9 protein-coding genes are annotated in these 18,378 nt (G+C 42.1%); 1 reads left to right on the top strand and 8 read right to left on the bottom strand.

Annotated elements, in window-relative coordinates; genetic code table 11:
* Positions 1-1,375 precede the first annotated feature (1,375 nt).
* The 8 genes from ruvX to rpmH form a co-directional block, all read right to left on the bottom strand.
* On the bottom strand, positions 1,376-1,849 hold the full coding sequence (ruvX, locus tag H524_RS15365) for a Holliday junction resolvase RuvX (protein WP_044121998.1): 474 nt from the start codon (positions 1,847-1,849) through the stop codon (positions 1,376-1,378).
* Positions 1,850-2,242: 393 nt separating this feature from the next.
* On the bottom strand, positions 2,243-4,816 hold the full coding sequence (locus H524_RS0109995) for a DUF2357 domain-containing protein (protein ID WP_027940117.1): 2,574 nt from the start codon (positions 4,814-4,816) through the stop codon (positions 2,243-2,245).
* Between the two features lie 199 nt (positions 4,817-5,015).
* Positions 5,016-7,724: a DUF8727 domain-containing protein gene (locus H524_RS0109990; protein ID WP_027940116.1), complete on the bottom strand. Its 2,709-nt coding sequence runs from the start codon at positions 7,722-7,724 to the stop codon at positions 5,016-5,018.
* Positions 7,725-8,063: 339 nt separating this feature from the next.
* Positions 8,064-9,506 carry a tRNA uridine-5-carboxymethylaminomethyl(34) synthesis GTPase MnmE gene (gene mnmE, locus H524_RS0109985; protein ID WP_027940115.1) on the bottom strand — a complete coding sequence of 481 codons (1,443 nt, stop codon included), beginning with the start codon at positions 9,504-9,506 and terminating at the stop codon, positions 8,064-8,066.
* Positions 9,507-9,862: 356 nt separating this feature from the next.
* Complete coding sequence (gene yidC, locus H524_RS0109980) at positions 9,863-11,497, bottom strand: membrane protein insertase YidC (RefSeq protein ID WP_027940114.1); 1,635 nt, start codon at positions 11,495-11,497, stop codon at positions 9,863-9,865.
* A 594-nt stretch (positions 11,498-12,091) separates the two neighbouring features.
* A complete protein-coding gene (gene yidD, locus H524_RS18000) occupies positions 12,092-12,526 on the bottom strand; it encodes a membrane protein insertion efficiency factor YidD (RefSeq protein WP_084281754.1) in 435 nt (144 codons plus the stop codon).
* Positions 12,484-12,849 carry a ribonuclease P protein component gene (gene rnpA, locus H524_RS0109970; RefSeq protein ID WP_027940113.1) on the bottom strand — a complete coding sequence of 122 codons (366 nt, stop codon included), beginning with the start codon at positions 12,847-12,849 and terminating at the stop codon, positions 12,484-12,486. Before rnpA ends, yidD begins: the two co-directional genes overlap by 43 nt.
* An 8-nt stretch (positions 12,850-12,857) precedes the next feature.
* Complete coding sequence (rpmH, locus tag H524_RS0109965) at positions 12,858-12,992, bottom strand: 50S ribosomal protein L34 (RefSeq protein ID WP_027940112.1); 135 nt, start codon at positions 12,990-12,992, stop codon at positions 12,858-12,860.
* A gap of 3,608 nt (positions 12,993-16,600) precedes the next feature.
* On the opposite strand from rpmH, the gene H524_RS15355 reads away from it, so the two are divergent.
* The coding region (locus H524_RS15355) for a hypothetical protein (protein ID WP_044121996.1) at positions 16,601-18,378 on the top strand (1,778 nt) is incomplete at its 3' end.

Below are 18,378 nucleotides of genomic sequence, written 5' to 3'. Positions count from 1 at the left end.
ATCCATCCATCCATCCATCCATCCATCCATCTCCATACCGCTCTAGGCTTGGCGAGCTGTTTTAGTGCAGCTTAAAAATTCCATTCTTATTTGACGAATCATTAGCCAATAGTATCAATGATGTTTTAGGCGATATAGCACTAATGCCAATGTGCCTTATATTTTGGATTTATGTAGTACATATACACTATATTGACTTCTATAAGTAAGATAACTTGAGCTTAAAAGTAATAGTTTGTGTAAATGTCTGTAATGATGGCTTTTAATAAAAATATCGAGAGATTTTGGCAATATTGGTTAGAAAATCTATCAAAAATAACGAAATCTGCATGAATATTCTTTAATTCACACTATCGTCAAAACTATAACCACTTGGGATGTGTTGTTGAGGGTATTTGAGCAATATTTACTAGGTTTTAGTTAGATATTGCTTGCAAATCTATATGTTTTACGCTGTTTTGCCTGCATTTTGTGTGATTTTTAATTTTTCTAAAGTGTTGTAATTAATGTGTAATTACATGTTGCTAAAAGTACACTATATTAAATATTTGTGCATAAGTTCCTATTTATAAAGTGCCTCAAATTTATAAAAATTAGGCACAAGATATATTCGTCATGAAATGTTAAGTTCGGTGTCTATGCTAGATAGATGTATAGCCAGCTCTATGTGATGGATCTTTATGGATGTTTGATATAGCAATAACACCTAGAACGAGGCTATATGGCATGCTGTGCGATTAGGGATATCAGCGCATAAGGTGGTACTACCAGGCGCTATATATGGCGGTAGGAGGTAGTTGGTGTGTAGGGTTATATATACATGCCTTTGGCGTACAGCATGAGGCACTTGCTTAAGCGCCTAGTCATGCTCTTAATAGAACCTGAACAGTAAAGACAGTGCTTAAGGCCCAATATAACGCTATGCATATCTGTGGGATATTGATACATATCGGATTTATAAAGGTTTTATTGCAAATTTTGCATAAGATCTATGTAGCTTGTGGGAAACTTGTGGGATGTCGATATATATCAGGTTTATGCGACTATAAGCTCCCAATAGCACTGGCGTGTAAATGGTATTTGTAACAGCGCCCGCACCAGAGGTTTGATTGTGTACATGTTCGTATAGCGCTTAGAGGACTCTAGGACGTGCATAGAGAGCTTTTGTGTAGCGCCAAGGTATCTTTAGTTATCTAACTAAAGTGTGCTCTATATGAAGCGTGTATGGGTCAATTGATTGTTTGTGGGGAGTGAGTAAGGAGAGGCTTATAACAATGCAAAAGTGTGCTGTTAAAGAGGCCTAAAAGGTAAGAGTTAAGGCCTCGTGAGTGGGGATAGGTTAGTGTACTATCTATTGGCTAAGACAGATCATGCTCTATTGCTTCTTGCCTACAGGATCAGAAAAGTCAAAGCCAGCTGCACTACCCCCAGATTCAAAGAATGACTCTAGGATGATCTTAGCTGCTGTAGCATCGATCTTACCTTTGTTCTTAACTAAAGAGCGGTAACCACCATGGTAGTTAAAGATCTCATCTTTAGCCTCAACTGAGGATAGACGTTCATCCTTAAAGTAGACACGTAGTTTGTAACGAGTCATAAGACGATGACCAAATTTCTTGGCGCGATTGGTCATGACTTCGTTTGATCCATCCATGTTAAGCGGCATACCCACAACAATGTAGTCTGGCTGCCATTCTTTAAACACTGTCTCTAGTTGTTGCTCGTTAGGTATTCCGTTTTGGGCTTTGATAGCTGTAAGCGCTTGTGCTGAACCTAAAGACTCTGTACCTACCGCTACACCGATATGGTTTAAACCAAAGTCGAAGGCTAATACACGTCCTGAACTCATAACGAAATCCTATACCTGGTTATTAATAAAATCCCTAGAACAATCATCTTGCACTAGGGATTTAGTTAACGCAAGTAGTCTATACAACGCTACTTAATCATTTAGCTTATGAAGCTAATTCACAAAGTAAGCTTAAGCAAAGCTGAGGACGGGTGTTAGCCTGCATTGGCATAGAGGCAGCGGCCTGTTAATGATGTACTGCTGGGAAAGGTTTGCAGACTCTTTAGCAATGTTAGCATCGCGAATACGGCTACGAGCATCGGCTTTCTTAGCTGCAACGTTAGACTGGTTGCGGATATAGCTCTCAAGCCGAATAAATTTGGCATTGGTAGGACGTGTGATGTTCTTTAGCGTGGTGATACAGGCCGTATGAAACGGCCTGTGGTGAGGTAGTTAGGCTTGTTTTAAGTATGGGAGTACGTGTTCGATATTCTTCCACAGCTCTGGCATGCTATCGACTCGCGTACTGATCTCGACCATACCAAGTGTCGTAACTGGACGGAAGATCCTTGCTAAAGGTGAGGTATGGAATAGAGTTACATGACTCCTATTGGTTGGCTCAGCTTTATATGCATCCAAACTTGGATCTTGAGCTTGGCTTGCCATGGCTAAGGCAGGATTTTGCAATATCTCCTCCTTGCTCATGGTGGCTTGCGACTCATCAAACAAACGGCCCTGCAGTGCAAACACCATACAAGGAGCCTTAACCTTAACTAACTCAAACTTCTGCACGAGTTCATTAAGCTCATCAGTCTTGCTAGTGCGTACAGTGCCGATGGTATTAGGCTTAAGATCAGTAACTGTAGATACCTCGTTTAAAGCAGCTGCTGCATTGCTTAACTGACGATCTTTATTCTCGTCGCTAAGCTCCTCTGGCACTCTATAGAGCGGATTTTCCATTACGCTAGTATCGATATCGTTGCGCTTTTTAAGTACAGCAATCGCAACTTCATCTGCGTATTTGTTCTTAAGATCCTCAATATAGTGACGCTTAACATTGTTAGCATCAGAGAACTTAGAGTCGAAAATGATGTAATCATCATCCCAAAGCTTGTTATCCCCTGAGCTTACTTTCAAGATAAAGTCAGGAGTAAAGAAAGAGTATTGGCTAAGACGGTTGCTACTTGAAAGAGTGGTTCTAAAAGCGCGAATACCATTTTCAAATCTATTACTTGAAATGATCGGTTGATAGTACAACGTTATACGTTGTTTACCACGCTCAAAGTAGTAAGTGTTGGCCACCTGATCATCACTACTGATGGATTTTGCAGTTTTGCGGTATTTAAAATTAATCGGGATACGATCGCTAGATGCTACAAATCCATTTTGTAACAGCATGCTAATGATGCGATACAGACAGTAGTACTCAAAAAGCTTATCGAGGCGGTTTACCTTGAAGAGTAAGAAGTCTTTGCTAGCGTTAAACTCACCATAGAACAGGTAAGTGCGAATACAGCTAAGCACTGCAGCATAAGGTTTAATCTCGCGGAAAACCTTGGATTTGAGTGAGCGTTTTTGTAGTACAGCATCACGAATACCGAAGATCTTAGCGTAGCTTAGGTAGATACGATTGAGGCTCGCAATCAAGCTTCTGAGGGTATCAATGTGCTTACGGAAAATACGAATCTGAATGCCCTTCAGTGCCATGATCGGAGCTTGGCTACTCTCTTCGGCATTCTCTGGCACATTTCCTACAAAATGCTGTTGCTCATCTAAGATACTGCAATACTGGCTTAATACTTTGTCAGCACTACTCATGACTGTGCGGATAAATCCAATTACCGCACGATTTTCAGGAGTATCGTAGTTCTTTTTAGTGACCTCTCCTTGCATGCGTGATGGCAAGTACTTTTGGCCATTGATATCAATGCCATAAGGAGCATTGTCGATCTTAGCTAGTACCTCAGGGTGATGCATCAGCCACTGATAATTCTTGTGGGTGATAGAACGTACGCTTTCAAAGTTTTGTAGCTCATATCCTTTGACTAGCACATGCTTTGCTGAGTTCATGAAGATACTGTGCTGCTTTTGATAGCACTCAATGATATGTTCAATGAGCTCAATGTATGAGACTAAAGACTTATAGGAGCGATGCTCTGTAAGTAAACTATCTGATGATTGCTCAAAGCTTTCTTCATAAATGTTTTGCATGAACATCAGATCTAAGATCTGAGAGTCATTTAATGCTGAAAGCTCCTCAAGAATACGACTGATGTTGCGATTGTTTTCAGATGAGCAGGTGCACAAGAAGTAATTCGAGTGCATATAGATGCGCTGCCCATCATCAAGCACGATTTCAATCTGCAGCTTAGTCGCATCATAGTGCAGTAAGAAAGGCTGATAAGTGCTAGTAGAGTTCTGTTCGATTAAAACTGCATTACCAACGAGCTGATTGTAATCCCCCTCAGAGTGGTAATAGTTAAAGTAACCCTTTTGCTCTTCATTGATATATAGATAGATGCCAGTGACGCGTTTAAAAGAGCCATCAGCATTAGTTAGCGATAAAGGGGCATTATCTATACCGCTAGCAAAGATATCCATAGAGCTTTGATCAAGATCTTGTCCATCAAATGCATCTAGCTCACGACGCGCAGTAGCGGCGATCTCATAGTTAGTAAAGCCATTTTGCTCAAGGGCACCATTATCATAGGCACTATTAGCAATAGGAGAATATAAATTGCTCTCTTTAGGTTGCTCTAGATTGTCCGTGATGTCTAAATCATCATTCCATCTGTCTTCACTTGTTTTAGTTTGCTGAAAAGAAAGAGGATTGATGCTGTTTAACTGCTCTTGTAAAGCCTTTAAGTTTAAATGTATAGCAAAAGAGTAGTGACCGTTTTCATAGACCTTATGACAACGGTTAAGGTTGATATCGCTATAAGGTATCGATTGCAGCGATAGATCTAACTCCACCTCTTGTGCGTCGCGATTGCGATTATCGCTAAGAATGACCGATACAGCTGCCATAGTGAAAGCCCGTAATGAGATAAAGAAAACACTTAGCCACTACTGTTTTAAGAGGGCATATGATTAAGCACCATACTAAGGATTATGCCTTGTTAAAAGCTAGCATGAAGCTTAGCTGCTAGCTTAAAACAGTAGTTTTTGTGACTAAGTTACGCTTAGAGGCTTTAATCGCTCTTAAGCGCTCTTTGCAATCCTGCCTTTAGCGAGAGAAGAACTGATAGAAGCCAAGATCAGCACTACCATTACGCTCAATACGTTCTAAGTGCTTTGCACAAATAGGCATGGACTGATCAGCACACTCTGCAAGCAGCTCCTTCACTAAGTAGGCATAACGCTCACCAGTACCATTAATGGTAGGTAAGATCTTCTGAGCTACAGCGTAGTCAAGCGGCGCAAACATGGTGCCTGGTGTATTGCACTTCATGCAACGAGAGGCGGCCAAGCAGTAGCTGTTAACCATCTTAATGTTACGTGGGCTAATAGGCAGTGAGCATCTTTCACTAGCAAAGATCTTTTGAATAGTCTTCCACTTGCTAACGAGCATGTCGTCTAAAGTGTCATCCTCTTGTGGATTAAAGATACGAGTTAAAGCGCTAAATGGCACTACCGGACGAGCCTCGCTATCAGAGTCACTAAAGGCGCGGCTGAACATGTCATTAGATTCTTCTTCAATATCTGCAGGCTCTAAGGTAATTACCCAGCTACGATCTAAGAAGCGAGCAGAGAGCTCTTCAGTAGTGTGGTCAAAGTTGACAGTAGCTAAGAAACGCAGTTGTTCTGGGAGCATCATATCGTTGTTGCCACCAAGGCTGATGCTGCGCTTAGAGATAGAGTTGAAATCGCAGTTTCTAAAGAATGCAGACCAATAGTGCTCAATTGGGCTTAAGTTAGCCTCATCAAGCAGAATGATGTATGGAGCAATTTTGCTCTTTCCAACTTTTGGATCAAAGACGCTGTTACGGGCTTCAGCATCTAAGGTAGCAAATGCGTTGTAAACAGCAGCATTACTCTTTTCCATCTTGCGAGATAATGGATTGTAGTAACCAATTAAATCGCGAAGAGAAGTCCAACCACGCTCTACTGAAACCTCAGTAAAGCGATTGTTAGTGTCCTCACGAGATAGACCTAAGGCGCGGCTTAACAGATTACACAGCGAAGTCTTACCTGTACCAGGCTCACCTGCAAAAGTAGTGATAAAGCCTTGAGTAATACAGATAAGGTAGTTGGCTATATCGTTATCGCGAATGTCGCGCTTGCCATAGTCATTAATGTAGGTGCTGACCATGCTGATGATATCTTCTGGCTTTTTAAAGTCATCATCGTTCATCAGTACGGCAGGATTAAAGGTATTAATCTGAGTTTCTTGAATGTCAGAAACTTGCTCTACACTATTTTTAGAAGAGGTATAGACATGTTGCTGCATCGGAGGTGCAAAGATACCAGCCTCAATGAACTTAACAGCAAAGTCAGCAGTGTCTTTGAACTTAGCAATGTTGCTTTGCAGGCGTTGTAAGACGCTATCGCAGCCCTTGTCGAGCTCTTCTTTCATGTTGTTCTTGGTTTCGATCTCCTTGCGCATTGCATCAAGAGTCTTCTCACCATTGCTAATCGCCTCAGAGAGCTTGTCATAGCGAGCTTGCATGACCTTGAGATCATCAACACTTTCAAGACGACGGGTCAGTGAGTTGGTCTTGGACTTGAGATCATCGACCTGGCGGTTAAGTGCCTCGTTTTCTGACTTAAGCTTAGAGCTTTCTTCTTCTGCTTTTTGTAACTTAGCTTTTAAGTCCTTTACTGCAGTTGCAAAGGCCTGATTAGTCTCACTGCCTTCAATCTCAGTGCTATCAATAGAAGACTCAGAACGTGAGATGTTTTGCATTACATCATTGAGTGCATTCTTAGAAGTTTTGCTTTCTAAGATGCCATTCTTATCTTCTTGAATGCATTGAATAAGCTGCTGTCTTAATTCGTTGTTACTTACAGTAAAACGCATCAGCTCATCAGTAAGATCGCTAAAGCTGAAGATCTCAGGAAGCAACTCACGCAGTTTTTGTTTGCGCTCCTCGCTAATGGTCATTGAATCTAATACATTGAGTGCATTGTTACAATAATCCTTAATATTGCGAGCTTCTTCGCGAGAGTAGTTAAAACGCTGCTTAGCATGATCTAAGAAAGTGTTAAGCAAGAGACGGTGATCGATCATGTCATAGGTAGTTGTACATGTTCTTACCGATGTCTTTTGCACTGGTACTAAATTGCACAGCAGACGATTGTGATTCCAGGAGTGATCACTTACATCAAGAATGGAGTCTAATAAATCTTGTGGGCTATATGCGCCAATCATATAGTCATAACGCTCTAGGCCAACAAGCTTGATGCCGTTATCGGTCTTATCAAAGCCAAATGGGCCATAGAACTTGCCTTCGCAATGCAGCAGAATATGGTTGGTATAGCAGTTATTAATGTAGAACTCGGGCTCAATAGTTCTAGTTTCAAGAATGCTCTTAAGACGTTGTGCAGTTTCAATGATCTGATAGAAAGCTTTGCTATCGATTGGTTCAATCCAGACTTCTGACTTGTCTCTACCTAACTGTCTATTGAAACGTACGCGAATATGGCTTTGATTAATAGTTTGAGCGTCTATTTGTGAATTTAGTCTAAAGCTAACGACTGCTCCATATTCTTTACAAAATGACTGTGCTTTTGCATCACCAGCTAAACGTACATCTAAACGTCCTTGAGGCGGAAATTCATCCCAGTCATTGATAGCTTCATATTTATTGCCGTTAACTACATATCGTGGATATATATAACATAGTGTGTTCTCATCTTGGTTCACCATATCTGCACGGTTATAGTCGAGAACACCAATTATAGTTTTGCCTAGATATTTTTCGGGTGTAAACATTATCGTTAACCTATGATTGAAATTTTTATATTCTATTTATCTTAATATCTTTGATGCCAAGACATCATCAAGGCTCTTAGCTATTATGCCGTAGATTTTGTCTAATCTAAGTGACAGTTATGTGTGATTGTACATAAATGATATGCATAATAATAAGTATGTGATGTAGGTTGAGAGTGCATGATAAGTAACACTTAACTTATCAGTGTCATTGTGAAACTGTCTACCTAAAGCATCTTGATCCTAGGTAGCGTAAATCGTCGATAAAACTACGCTAGCCAAACCACATTTAAGATTTAAGCTAGCGCTAGTTTAAGTCAGGATCGTTATCTTTAGCTCTTACTTACCAATACAGAAAGTAGAGAAAATTTTGCCCAGGAGATCATCAGAGGTGATCTTGCCAGTAATGGTGCCTAAGTGGTTTTGGGCAATGGTTAGCTCACGTGCTGTTAATACCAGATCACCAAAATCAATTAGCTCACGTGCTCTTAAAATGGCCTCGTAAGTCTCCTCAAGTTCACCTAAATGTCTACGTCTTGCAGAGAACACACCTTCACTTGGGATGATGCCTAAGATCTCATTGAGTTTATTGCGTAGCTCATCTAAACCACCTTCTTGTTTGGTGGATGTAGGCACCTGAGGATATTGATTTAAAGGAGCGCTAGAGAGCAATGCTGCTGTTTGAGCATTAGGCTCGAGATCTTGTTTGGACTTAACCACTAAGATGTTTTGTGGATTATCAAACATCGTATTGATGTGGTTTAAAGTGTCGACAGCATCAGATGCCTCTTTAGAGCTATCAACCATCAGTAAGATAAGATCAGCTTGCTTTAACTCATCTAAAGCGCGGCGAATACCAATAGCCTCGATCTCATCGGATGGCTCATCACGAATACCAGCCGTATCTGTAATGGTTACAGGGATGCCGCCGATTTCAATATTCACAGTAAGCACGTCGCGAGTAGTGCCTGGAATGTTGGTGACGATGGCTCTTTCTGCGCCTGCCAAAGCATTTAATAAAGAGCTTTTGCCAGCATTTGGTCTACCTGCGAGCACAATACGCGCACCCTCATTGAGCTTAAGGCCCTGATTGGCGATGGTGCGTGCTTCTTGAGCATCCTTAATCAGATCATCAATCTCACTAGCAGCACGGCCTGAGTCAAAGAAGTCCTCGTGCTCCTCAGGGAAATCAAGGCAAGCCTCAATACGCACACGCAAGGTAGTAAGGCGCTCAGTAAGTGAGTTTAAGCGCTCAGCAAAGGATCCATTTAAAGATGCCATAGCAGCCTTAGCTGCACTCTCAGATCCAGCAGAGATCAAGTCTTCGACAGCCTCTGCAGCAGTAAGATCCATACGACCGTTTAAGAAGGCACGACGAGTGAACTCACCAGGCTCAGCCTGGCGCACATTCTTATGTTTAAGGACTGTGCTTAAGAGGCGTTGCGGTACCACATTACCGCCATGGCCTTGCAGCTCGATTACATCCTCACCAGTGTATGAATATGGGGCTTTGAAATATAAGAGCACGCCCTCATCGACTACCTCATCGCCATCGTAGAACTTTTTAAAGTAGGCATAACGAGGCTTTAGATCAGCAGAGCTGCTTTGCCCCTCTGATAGAGCGCTCTTTTGCTCGTCCTTAGCATCATTGTTAGTGCTGCGCTTAGTAATAAGGCTCTTTGCTACGCTTAGAGCATCAGGGCCTGATATACGTATGATGGCAATGCCACCGCGACCTGGAGCGGTGGCTATAGCCGCAATAGAATCGGTAAAGTCGATCATATAAATGAAGTTCCTGACTATTAAGTTAGAACAATTATATGCTTGTATTGTTTAAATTCGCGTCTTGTGGGGATCTTAGTTTGCAAAGCCTGATTACATCAGCACTTGCGCGTAAAATAGCAAATGTCTGCTTCATCAAAAACAGATCTTTTGCACCCTGAAAACAAAGAATTTTAAGTAGCTTAGTGACCTAACTTAGTTTGCCTACCATGCACCTGCCTTAGCATTAGTCTTTGAGGGGCAAACGTATTTAATAGGCCGAGTAATGAAAAAGCCCCGCATCCATTGTCACTTAGTATGACGTTGAGATGGCGGGGCTTTTAGCTCAAAGCACAAGCTCTAAAGAGCTGTTTAGCTTACTGGTTCTTAACGTGTAAGCCGCGCTTTTCAAGTGAGCGGTAAATGATAACCTGCTGGAAGATAGTGAACAGGTTAGAGATTAACCAGTAGATGGTCAGACCAGCTGGGAAGGTACAGAACATAAAGGTAAAGATGAATGGCATAGCCATGAATACTTTACGCTGAATTGGATCTGTTACAGGAGTTGGAGACATCTTCTGGATAAAGTACATGGAGATACCATACAGGATTGGGGTTACAAAGTACGGATCGTGTACAGATAAGTCAGTAATCCATAACATGAATGGAGCATGACGCAGCTCGGTGGACTCCATTAAGGTCCAGTACAGAGCAATGAAGATTGGCATCTGAATAAGTAATGGGAAGCAACCACCAAGTGGGTTTACTTTCTCAGTCTTATAAAGACGCATAGTCTCCTGACCTAACTTCTGACGGTCATCGCCATAACGATCACGCAGCTCCTGCATCTTAGGAGCTAACAGACGCATCTTAGCCATGGAGGTGTACTGAGCCTTGGTCAGTGGGAATAAAGCACCACGGACGATTAAGGTCAGAACGATGATGGCAAAGCCCCAGTTACCAATGAAACCATGGATGAACTCAAGGATCTTGAATAATGGGATGGAAATGAACCACAGCCAGCCGTAGTCTACGGTGAGATCAAGGTTAGGTGCAACCTTTTCCATTTCATCCTGGCTCTTAGGGCCAATCCACATGGAGGACTTAAACTCATGGCTCTGTGAAGGAGCGATGGTAGTTGCCTCAGAGCGGATACCGATAATAGCCTCAGAACCGTCCTTGCTTGCATTAGAGAAGATTACATTCTTAACGCCTTCAGTGGTGTCACCGATCCAAGCAGATACGAAGTAGTGCTGAATCATAGCAACCCAGCCTGCGCTGGTCTTAACGTTAAGTGGAGTACGCTCTTTTGAAAGATCTGCTAAGTCTTCTAAGGTGTGCTTCTCATAACGGGTTTCGTCAGAGGAGTAAGCGGTACCACGGTAGGCACCTGCTACCATGAACAGACCTGAGTTGGACTGCATGGTTGCATCCACAGTCTGCTTTAACTGACCGTAGAAAGCCATGGATACGTTCTTACCGGAGTTGTTTACTACGTCGTACTTAACGTCTACAACATAAGAGCCACGCTTTAAAGTGTAGGTCTTTGTGTAATCAACACCGTTTTGAGTGAACTTTAAGACTGCACTGACGCTATCTTCACCTTCTTGCATAACAACATTGTCATTGTTAAAGGTGTAGGTAGGACGAGCCTTAGAGTCAGGGCCGTTAGCACCGATTAAACCAGACTGTGACTGGTAGGTGAACAGTGGCTCAATCATTAAGAGGTGGAAAGGATCATCCTTACCCTGTTCCTGCTTGACCTTTAAGAGCTTAGCGTCAACAACATCACCGCCAATGGATGAAATAGACAGCTCGAGAGTGTCTGAGGTGATCTTAATGAGTTTGCCTGTGGAGCTTTGAGAACTCTCAGCAGCAGCCATCTGCTCTAAGCGCTCAGCGTGCAGCTGAGCTTGCTGCTCCATAGTAATCTTATCTCTCTCGTAAGCCCAGTAGATAAACAGGGTCAAACTTAAGAACAGAATGAAAAGTATGTTTCTCTGTTGTTCCATCTCAAGAAACCGTTTTTAGCTTAAAAACACGTCATTGACGCATAAAATGCGTTAAACACCGCATGTATCAAGTACAGGCACTGCCATTACGCCTAATTAAAAGTTCTGCAGCCTGATTGTTAATACCTGTAAGCAGGATGATCAGGATTACGGCAGAGTTACTTGGCAAAATGCCTGTATACCCCATCCATATGTCTTAACTTCATGTCGTAAGACAGAAGATCTAGAACTTTACCAAAGTGCAATATTATAGCCTAATTAGGCTGTCCGATGCGGTTAAATTGCGATTCCTTTTCTAGAGAGTGATCACAACTTGCCCTGTATTATTGCCATGATTCGTTATTCACACTCAATAAAGCCCATAAAAACCAAAATAGAAGCTGAAAAATCACATAGTCATATGGAGCTGCGGTGCATTACATAGTGATTGCTTTAAAGCAAATACAAAGAACATTTGCGTAGAAGTAACCTCATCACTTTGGCTTACAAAAGAGGTATCAGACGCCTTTGAAAGGTTAAAGATGTGCTTTTATTGGCAGACAAACTTGCCTTTAATTAAAGAGGAACTATCTATCGTATTTATCATTAGAGCTATTAACTGTTAATTGCTCTAGTGGTCTTGTTGACTCTTTGGTCTCTAGATGAGGCAGTAGAGTTTGGCTGTGATGAAGTTGAGTCGTTTGCTACAGATACAGTTGTAGCGTCGATGCTATTTTCATCTAAAAGAGAGGTAGGGGAAGATGCATTAGTGTCGTCAGGTTCGTCATAACCTGAGAGATGCTGATTAGAGAGAGGATTGCGCGGTACTGGGTCGATACCACCTTCATTAAGGGGGTGGCAACGGCAAATACGTTTTGTGCCGAGCCACATGCCCTTACCGAGTCCCCACTCTTTAATAGCTTCTAGGGTGTACTGAGAACAGCTAGGATAGAACCTGCAGTGTTGGCCCAATACAGGACTTAGGAGCCTTTGGTAGGTACGAATCATTAAGATCGCTGTTTGCCCAACCGGCGAGAGATTTGAACCCATAAGCCATCTAAAGTTGAACTAATATCGCGATTACTGATATCGCCTATACCAGGTCTGGCTAAGAAAACCAGATCTATATTAGGAAGGGATTCGCGTGTGTTTCTAAAAGACTCTCTAACAAGACGCTTGACGCAATTACGCCATACTGCACGTTTTAGAATCTTCTTAGGAACAACTAGCCCGAGCCTTGCGCAGTCTTGGTCATTCTTGCAAGCAAGAATTAGTATTCCTTGAGCGCTGACGCGCACGGGCTTTTTAAATACCCGGTCATAATCCTCGGAAGCAAGTAATCTTGCCTCACGAGGAAAGGCACTATTAGGCATTTAAGGAATTAAACGCATAAACGCTTACGGCCCTTTGCACGACGGCGGGATAAAACCTGGCGACCGTCAGCAGTGCGCATACGCTTGCGGAAACCGTGGGTACGCTTACGCTTTAAAACGTTAGGCTGGAAAGTACGCTTCATTTAAAAAATTCTCCAAAGGGTTGGCATTTGCCTCAGCGGCTATGCCATTTCATAAGTTTCAATCCCGGATTTGTACGGTATCGACGTCCTCATCTGGGCATCAAAACTCAGTCACTATCCGGCACCGGATACTTCAACAGTATTCGGCTGACAACGCTGTCAGGTGATGCACTCATTTAAGCTAGGCTTATGAATGTCACAACCTCCACTAGAGTAACCCTCAGTAGTGAAGCTCTATGTTCCTGACACGTCAATATCAGCGATAAGCGCCAAAGCACTCATGCTGATCATTGAGTAAAATCTGTAGCACAGACCAAACTAACAGCCAGGCTGTTGCAGCTAAAGAGCCGCAGCACAAGGCCAGATGCGTTAGGTGGGCATACTGAAATGCGTATTCTACAGTCTATAGCTATATTAAATCAAGGTCTTTAAGCGCTATTTTTACCTATAAAGCAAGTTTTTTCATGAGCACCCTCATCAAAACAAGATCGCCTTATAGATCGCTACTGACAAAGCCTTCATCATTGCTCTAATGACCTCTTCATTAGACAGATGCCCTAAAGCGCTGCATAAGTCAGCTTTCATCATATAAAAAAGTCTTAAATCTAAGACATTTAAACTTTCTAACCTGCCCTAGTTAAGTAGATTAGCTAATGCCCATGTAGAGCTAAAAAAGATCAACCTATCCACATTAGCTGTGGTCATGGCAGATGATCATCGATTAAAACAGAACTCTCCCTTAGCAAGATCAATACTTAAGATCTTATTCACGATCGTCAGTGTTGATCATGCAGCTCAAGATCGTGGCTAATTATGATCCTCTAAACACAAAATAGTTAGTAGCTACTCAATATAAGATCTTACGGTCTCGCTATATACAAAAGATCGTGATCGTAAGATCGCTGCCTCTACATATATATGTAGGGTAAAGAAACAATCCTTTGTGATTAAGTTGGTTATGCCTAGAACATTTATATCTATCTAAGCAGTGGGTAATTGGATCGAGACAAAAGTAGATCTGCAGGAGAGCTGCAGAAGATCTTGAGTAGAACTTCACTACTATAGATGTATCCGACTCTGTGGGAGTTTCCCACAAGCAAAGTAAGTCCTATGCAAATTTTGCATTTTTTAGATGTGCTTGTGGGATTATAGATGTGTACTACTATTGCAATGCTTGGTTGTGGGGAATGTTTTGTTTAGATGCCTGCAGTATGCAGCTTAAGATCTCTTGTTGGTTCTTGTAAGCTATCGACATGATTGAAAGCTTAGGATGTGGCAGCAATAAGAAAGAAGATCTTGGTACTACTATTAAGTGCAAGATCTTATCGATGCTGGTGGCTGATCTTTAAGTTGAGTGACCAATGAGATCGAGGTGAGTGATCTCATCGAGAACATATGATAGGTCGTACAAAAGGATCAGACTTAAGATCATAAGATCGGTGGATTGCTGTGAGGGAAAAGCTGCACGTGAAGATCTCTTAATACAACAAGTTAGTGCTGATTTAGTTTAGATAAACGAGATGCGTTTTGGCGCATACTTTGAGTTTTTACGCACTAATTATATGAAGTATGCGCCATACAGAGCTTATCTAAGATCACGATTAAATGTGATAAATATCGTGTTTGTGTGGATTGTCTGTTTTTTGTAGGTTGGGAGATAAGATCTTAAAATCCGATAAATAGGCCCTTTTTGCTTTACGGTTTTTGAGCGTAAAGTTCTACTAACTTTTGCTGCAAGATGATCTTCACTCCATAGGCTAAGTTTTGATCTTTGATCTTTAAACTGCATGTAATCTTGATGGTTTAGCTAAGTTGAATCTTCAAGGCATTTAATGAGCCCCACACTAAGATCACTGGTGGGATGTAGGATCATGGCAGTCTGAGATCTTGCTTTTATCTAAAATGCGCGATCAGCTATAAGAATATTGGGTGGGTATGGGAAGGTGCGGCGTTATTGAGATCTCATAAGAGTGATGACAGATCATTTTGAGGTTAAGATCTAGGACTCAAAATGATGGCGATCGCAAGATCTTGCATGGCAATGAAAGATTTGCACGATTGTGCAAATTTGCGGTCTAAACATCGTACGATCTTATGATCTGAATAGGACTATTTTGCGATCTTTGGTCTAAGAGCAATTTTAAGTGAGTTTTTGAATCGTAAGGTAAGATTACTTAACTTTCGTGGCGTATAATTGTTGATGTTGCCAAGTGTTGCTGCAAGGCTTAAATATGCTAAAAGCATCTGTGCTAGTGCTTCATAAGATCAGTGATCTTTTGGGTGATCTTGGTTGTAAAATGTAAGATCTTAAGATCATGATTCTTGAGCACAAATCGCCATGAATGTCAGCTAATTTTTTTAGAAAAATTTTAATCTTGCAGTGGATGTTTATGATCCGCTTGTCTATCGTGATGATCTTGGATCAGGATCGTAAGATCAAGATCTTAGTAGGTTTTTAAGACAATCACGATCGCCAAAATGATCTCAAAACACCTTGGTAATATGGTACAATAAGCCACTACTCAGTCATCCTAAACGGATGCGCTGAAAACCGCATAAAAACGGTATTGCTCATACCCTGGCAAGCGTTCTGTAATACTGTTTAAGATCATGCGGTGATCAGTAACAAGACTGCTCTTTTAAGATCTTGATTTCTTGGTTTGAAAGAGATCAAAAGGTGTTCAACTTTTGATCTTTAGATACGCGATTTTTGCGTATGATCTTTTATTGAGATCATGAGATCAGTCTCAGCTTTTTAATTCAGCTCCTTCTCCTTTCGTTGCTCAAGGGCCTAGTGGGTTCCTGTAGCTAAATAGCTATTAAGGTGATGAAAGCGCCGACTTCATTATGCTCAGATAATTGTCCGCTTACCCGCTAACCATGCAGGGGCGGGCTTGTACGCCCTTTAGTTTTAAAAAAGGAGCATAAGTGTCGTCAGTAAGTGATCGTGGCGAAGCAGCGATCGCAAACTGGAGAGATGGAGTTTTTGACCACGCATGCACTACTGTATTGGTGTTCTTAGTACTAATGTTCAGTCGATTACGACTAGTACGCCAATCAGTCCTATAAGCTTGCACAGCTTTATGGATCTGATCACATCAATCCCCAGTAGATAGCAGCAGCTTCCGATTTTTGTCAAACATCATTCGGTACGATCGAGAGTTACATGTGATAAAGCAGCAGGGAACTGTACTTTCATATGTTCTTTCAACTCATCTAATAGTGATCTTATGTCGTGTATGAACCAGGGAAACCTCTTGGTAAAACTCTGGCAATAACGGTGTCGCTTTTAAACCGCGATCATACTTAAGAGTCCTTTAGATGTTTAAACATCGTGCTGTATAAAGACCCAATAGCAGTGACTGCTGTATTCACGCCTTTTTAGAGGCAGGCATACAGGAGGAGCTGTTGTGTTGATGATGTTTAATGGTTAAACCACAGACAGGTTAAAAGCTACTGTCTGCTTTTAGACCTTTTATGCACGCGGTAAAGAGACCCGAGTTCACGCTTCTACTTCAAAAGGCAGCCAACCTTCCCTATATAGACTGGCTATCTTTTGAAGTAGGTGGCGGGGGTGATGCCCGTCTGAAAGGTTGGTAAGGACCGTCATGGATTCCTGGCAATTATGGCGTCAGGCAGTCTTACGTGTCGCAGCTGCGACTGACGAGATGTTGGAAGCACGCGTTATCAAACTGTTTTTCTACGAGGTTGGTTTCATCCTTGATAAGCAGTTAGATAAGGTGCGCTTTATTTGTTCAAGCGAATACATCTACAATGCATTCGCTCCTTACGCAACTCGTTGTTTTTGCGAAGTAAGACATATGCTGCAGCAGGATGATCTTGGCTTTTCATGCGAGATCGTTTCTGCTAAAGAACTGAGTCATCTTTATGAGTCTCAGTTGCTGCTTGATCGCACTTTCTTGAATACCGTCAGTGTGAACGTACCTCTTTGCGAGGCGTTTGGTGCGCCTTTATACGCAAAGACTAAGTGCATTCTGACTAATTCAACCTCATCTACTAATACCCTCTCAACCGGAGCTAGAGAATTAGCTGTCGGCGGATCGGTGCAACCTTTTGCAAACGTTCGTAAGCTTGGTGTACCTAAAGAAGTCCTCGACGCTGCCCTTCAGGAAAGCTCCGTAAGCAGCGATCGTAAAGTTGAAGAGTATGTACAGGATTCATCTTTCATGAATGCCTGCGCTCAAACTCGCTCTAACGATCACGATGAAGATCTTTCATTAGCTCCTCAAGCTCCTCGTGTGCATGAAAGTCAGCAGAACGTAACTAATGCAGACCATGATCTGTTCCATGGTAACGAGCAAGAGATCTCATTTGCTGAAGATACAAAGCAAGATTGCGTAAATAACGTAATCCCACAGAGTCAAAATCACATCCCACAAGCTGAAGGTTTCACTAACCCACATGTGGATTCTTCTCGTGTAATGCAACAAACCCTTCTTGATTCAGGCACTATGCCTGTAGCTGCAGTAGCAAACGATGCTACAGCTAGCGAGTTTGCAGAAGGTCTTAAGCATGCAGCGATGGATGTAAATCATTCTGATATTGGTGTGCCATATATGGATCCTCCATCAGGCCTCTTTAGCGATGTCATGAATGATCGTGATCTCTACTCTGAGTACTTTGATGATGGCATTGATCCGATCTTTGAAGATCGCCGTCATGAGTTTGATGAGTGCCTTGATCCTGAGGTCACTGACGAAGATGTCTTTAGTGGCCATGCCCATGAGTACAGCTATCGACAAATGGATGTGGAGTGCTTAGAGGCATATGAGGATAGTGATTTTAATGCTGAAGAGTTTGGTGATGTACCTCCATCAGAATATGTATCTGATGTGGATCCAGCTTACTTAGATGCAGATAATTCACGTAGCCAAGATCTTCTCCAGAGCACCACTATTGAGGGTAATGACTATCAAGATCGATCAGTGCACAATGATCTGTTAGGTCATGTGCCAAATCAATCTTCAGCACAGTCTAATGTTGTAAATAACAACACTGTAGGTGCAGATCAGTACAATCCTTATAGCTTTATGAAGCAGGCTCTTGATAGCAGCAACGTAAATGAAGACGTCTGCATGCCGTCAACTGCTCGTAATGACAACGCTATTGATGATCTTGCAGCATATGAGCATTTAAATGCTCAGCTTCATCAGGTGCAGCAGCAGTTTTTAGCTCATAATCAGCCTGATAGCGCACTTGAGATGCAGATGCAGCAGCCTTTTATGGCTCAAACTGAGTCTCAAATCGCTCCAGAATCTATGACCATGCCAGCAGCTCAAGCAATCCCTTTAGCTCAGGCAATGCCTGCAGCTCAGGCTATTCCTGTAGCTCAAGCAATGCCATCAGCTCAGGCTATTCCTGTAGC

It is taken from the genome of Anaerobiospirillum succiniciproducens DSM 6400 (genome assembly GCF_000482845.1).
Classification (GTDB): Bacteria; Pseudomonadota; Gammaproteobacteria; order Enterobacterales; family Succinivibrionaceae; genus Anaerobiospirillum; species Anaerobiospirillum succiniciproducens.
This window is presented reverse-complemented; position numbering and strand designations above follow the sequence as displayed.

Excerpts from the sequence above, each read along its gene's own strand:
- ruvX (WP_044121998.1), bottom strand. The coding sequence starts at position 1,849 with ATGAGTTCAGGACGTGTATTAGCCTTCGACTTTGGTTTAAACCATATC.
- rpmH (WP_027940112.1), bottom strand. The coding sequence starts at position 12,992 with ATGAAGCGTACTTTCCAGCCTAACGTTTTAAAGCGTAAGCGTACCCAC.
- rnpA (WP_027940113.1), bottom strand. The coding sequence starts at position 12,849 with ATGCCTAATAGTGCCTTTCCTCGTGAGGCAAGATTACTTGCTTCCGAG.
- yidD (WP_084281754.1), bottom strand. The coding sequence starts at position 12,526 with ATGGGTTCAAATCTCTCGCCGGTTGGGCAAACAGCGATCTTAATGATT.
- H524_RS0109995 (WP_027940117.1), bottom strand. The coding sequence starts at position 4,816 with ATGGCAGCTGTATCGGTCATTCTTAGCGATAATCGCAATCGCGACGCA.
- mnmE (WP_027940115.1), bottom strand. The coding sequence starts at position 9,506 with ATGATCGACTTTACCGATTCTATTGCGGCTATAGCCACCGCTCCAGGT.
- yidC (WP_027940114.1), bottom strand. The coding sequence starts at position 11,497 with ATGGAACAACAGAGAAACATACTTTTCATTCTGTTCTTAAGTTTGACC.
- H524_RS0109990 (WP_027940116.1), bottom strand. The coding sequence starts at position 7,724 with ATGTTTACACCCGAAAAATATCTAGGCAAAACTATAATTGGTGTTCTC.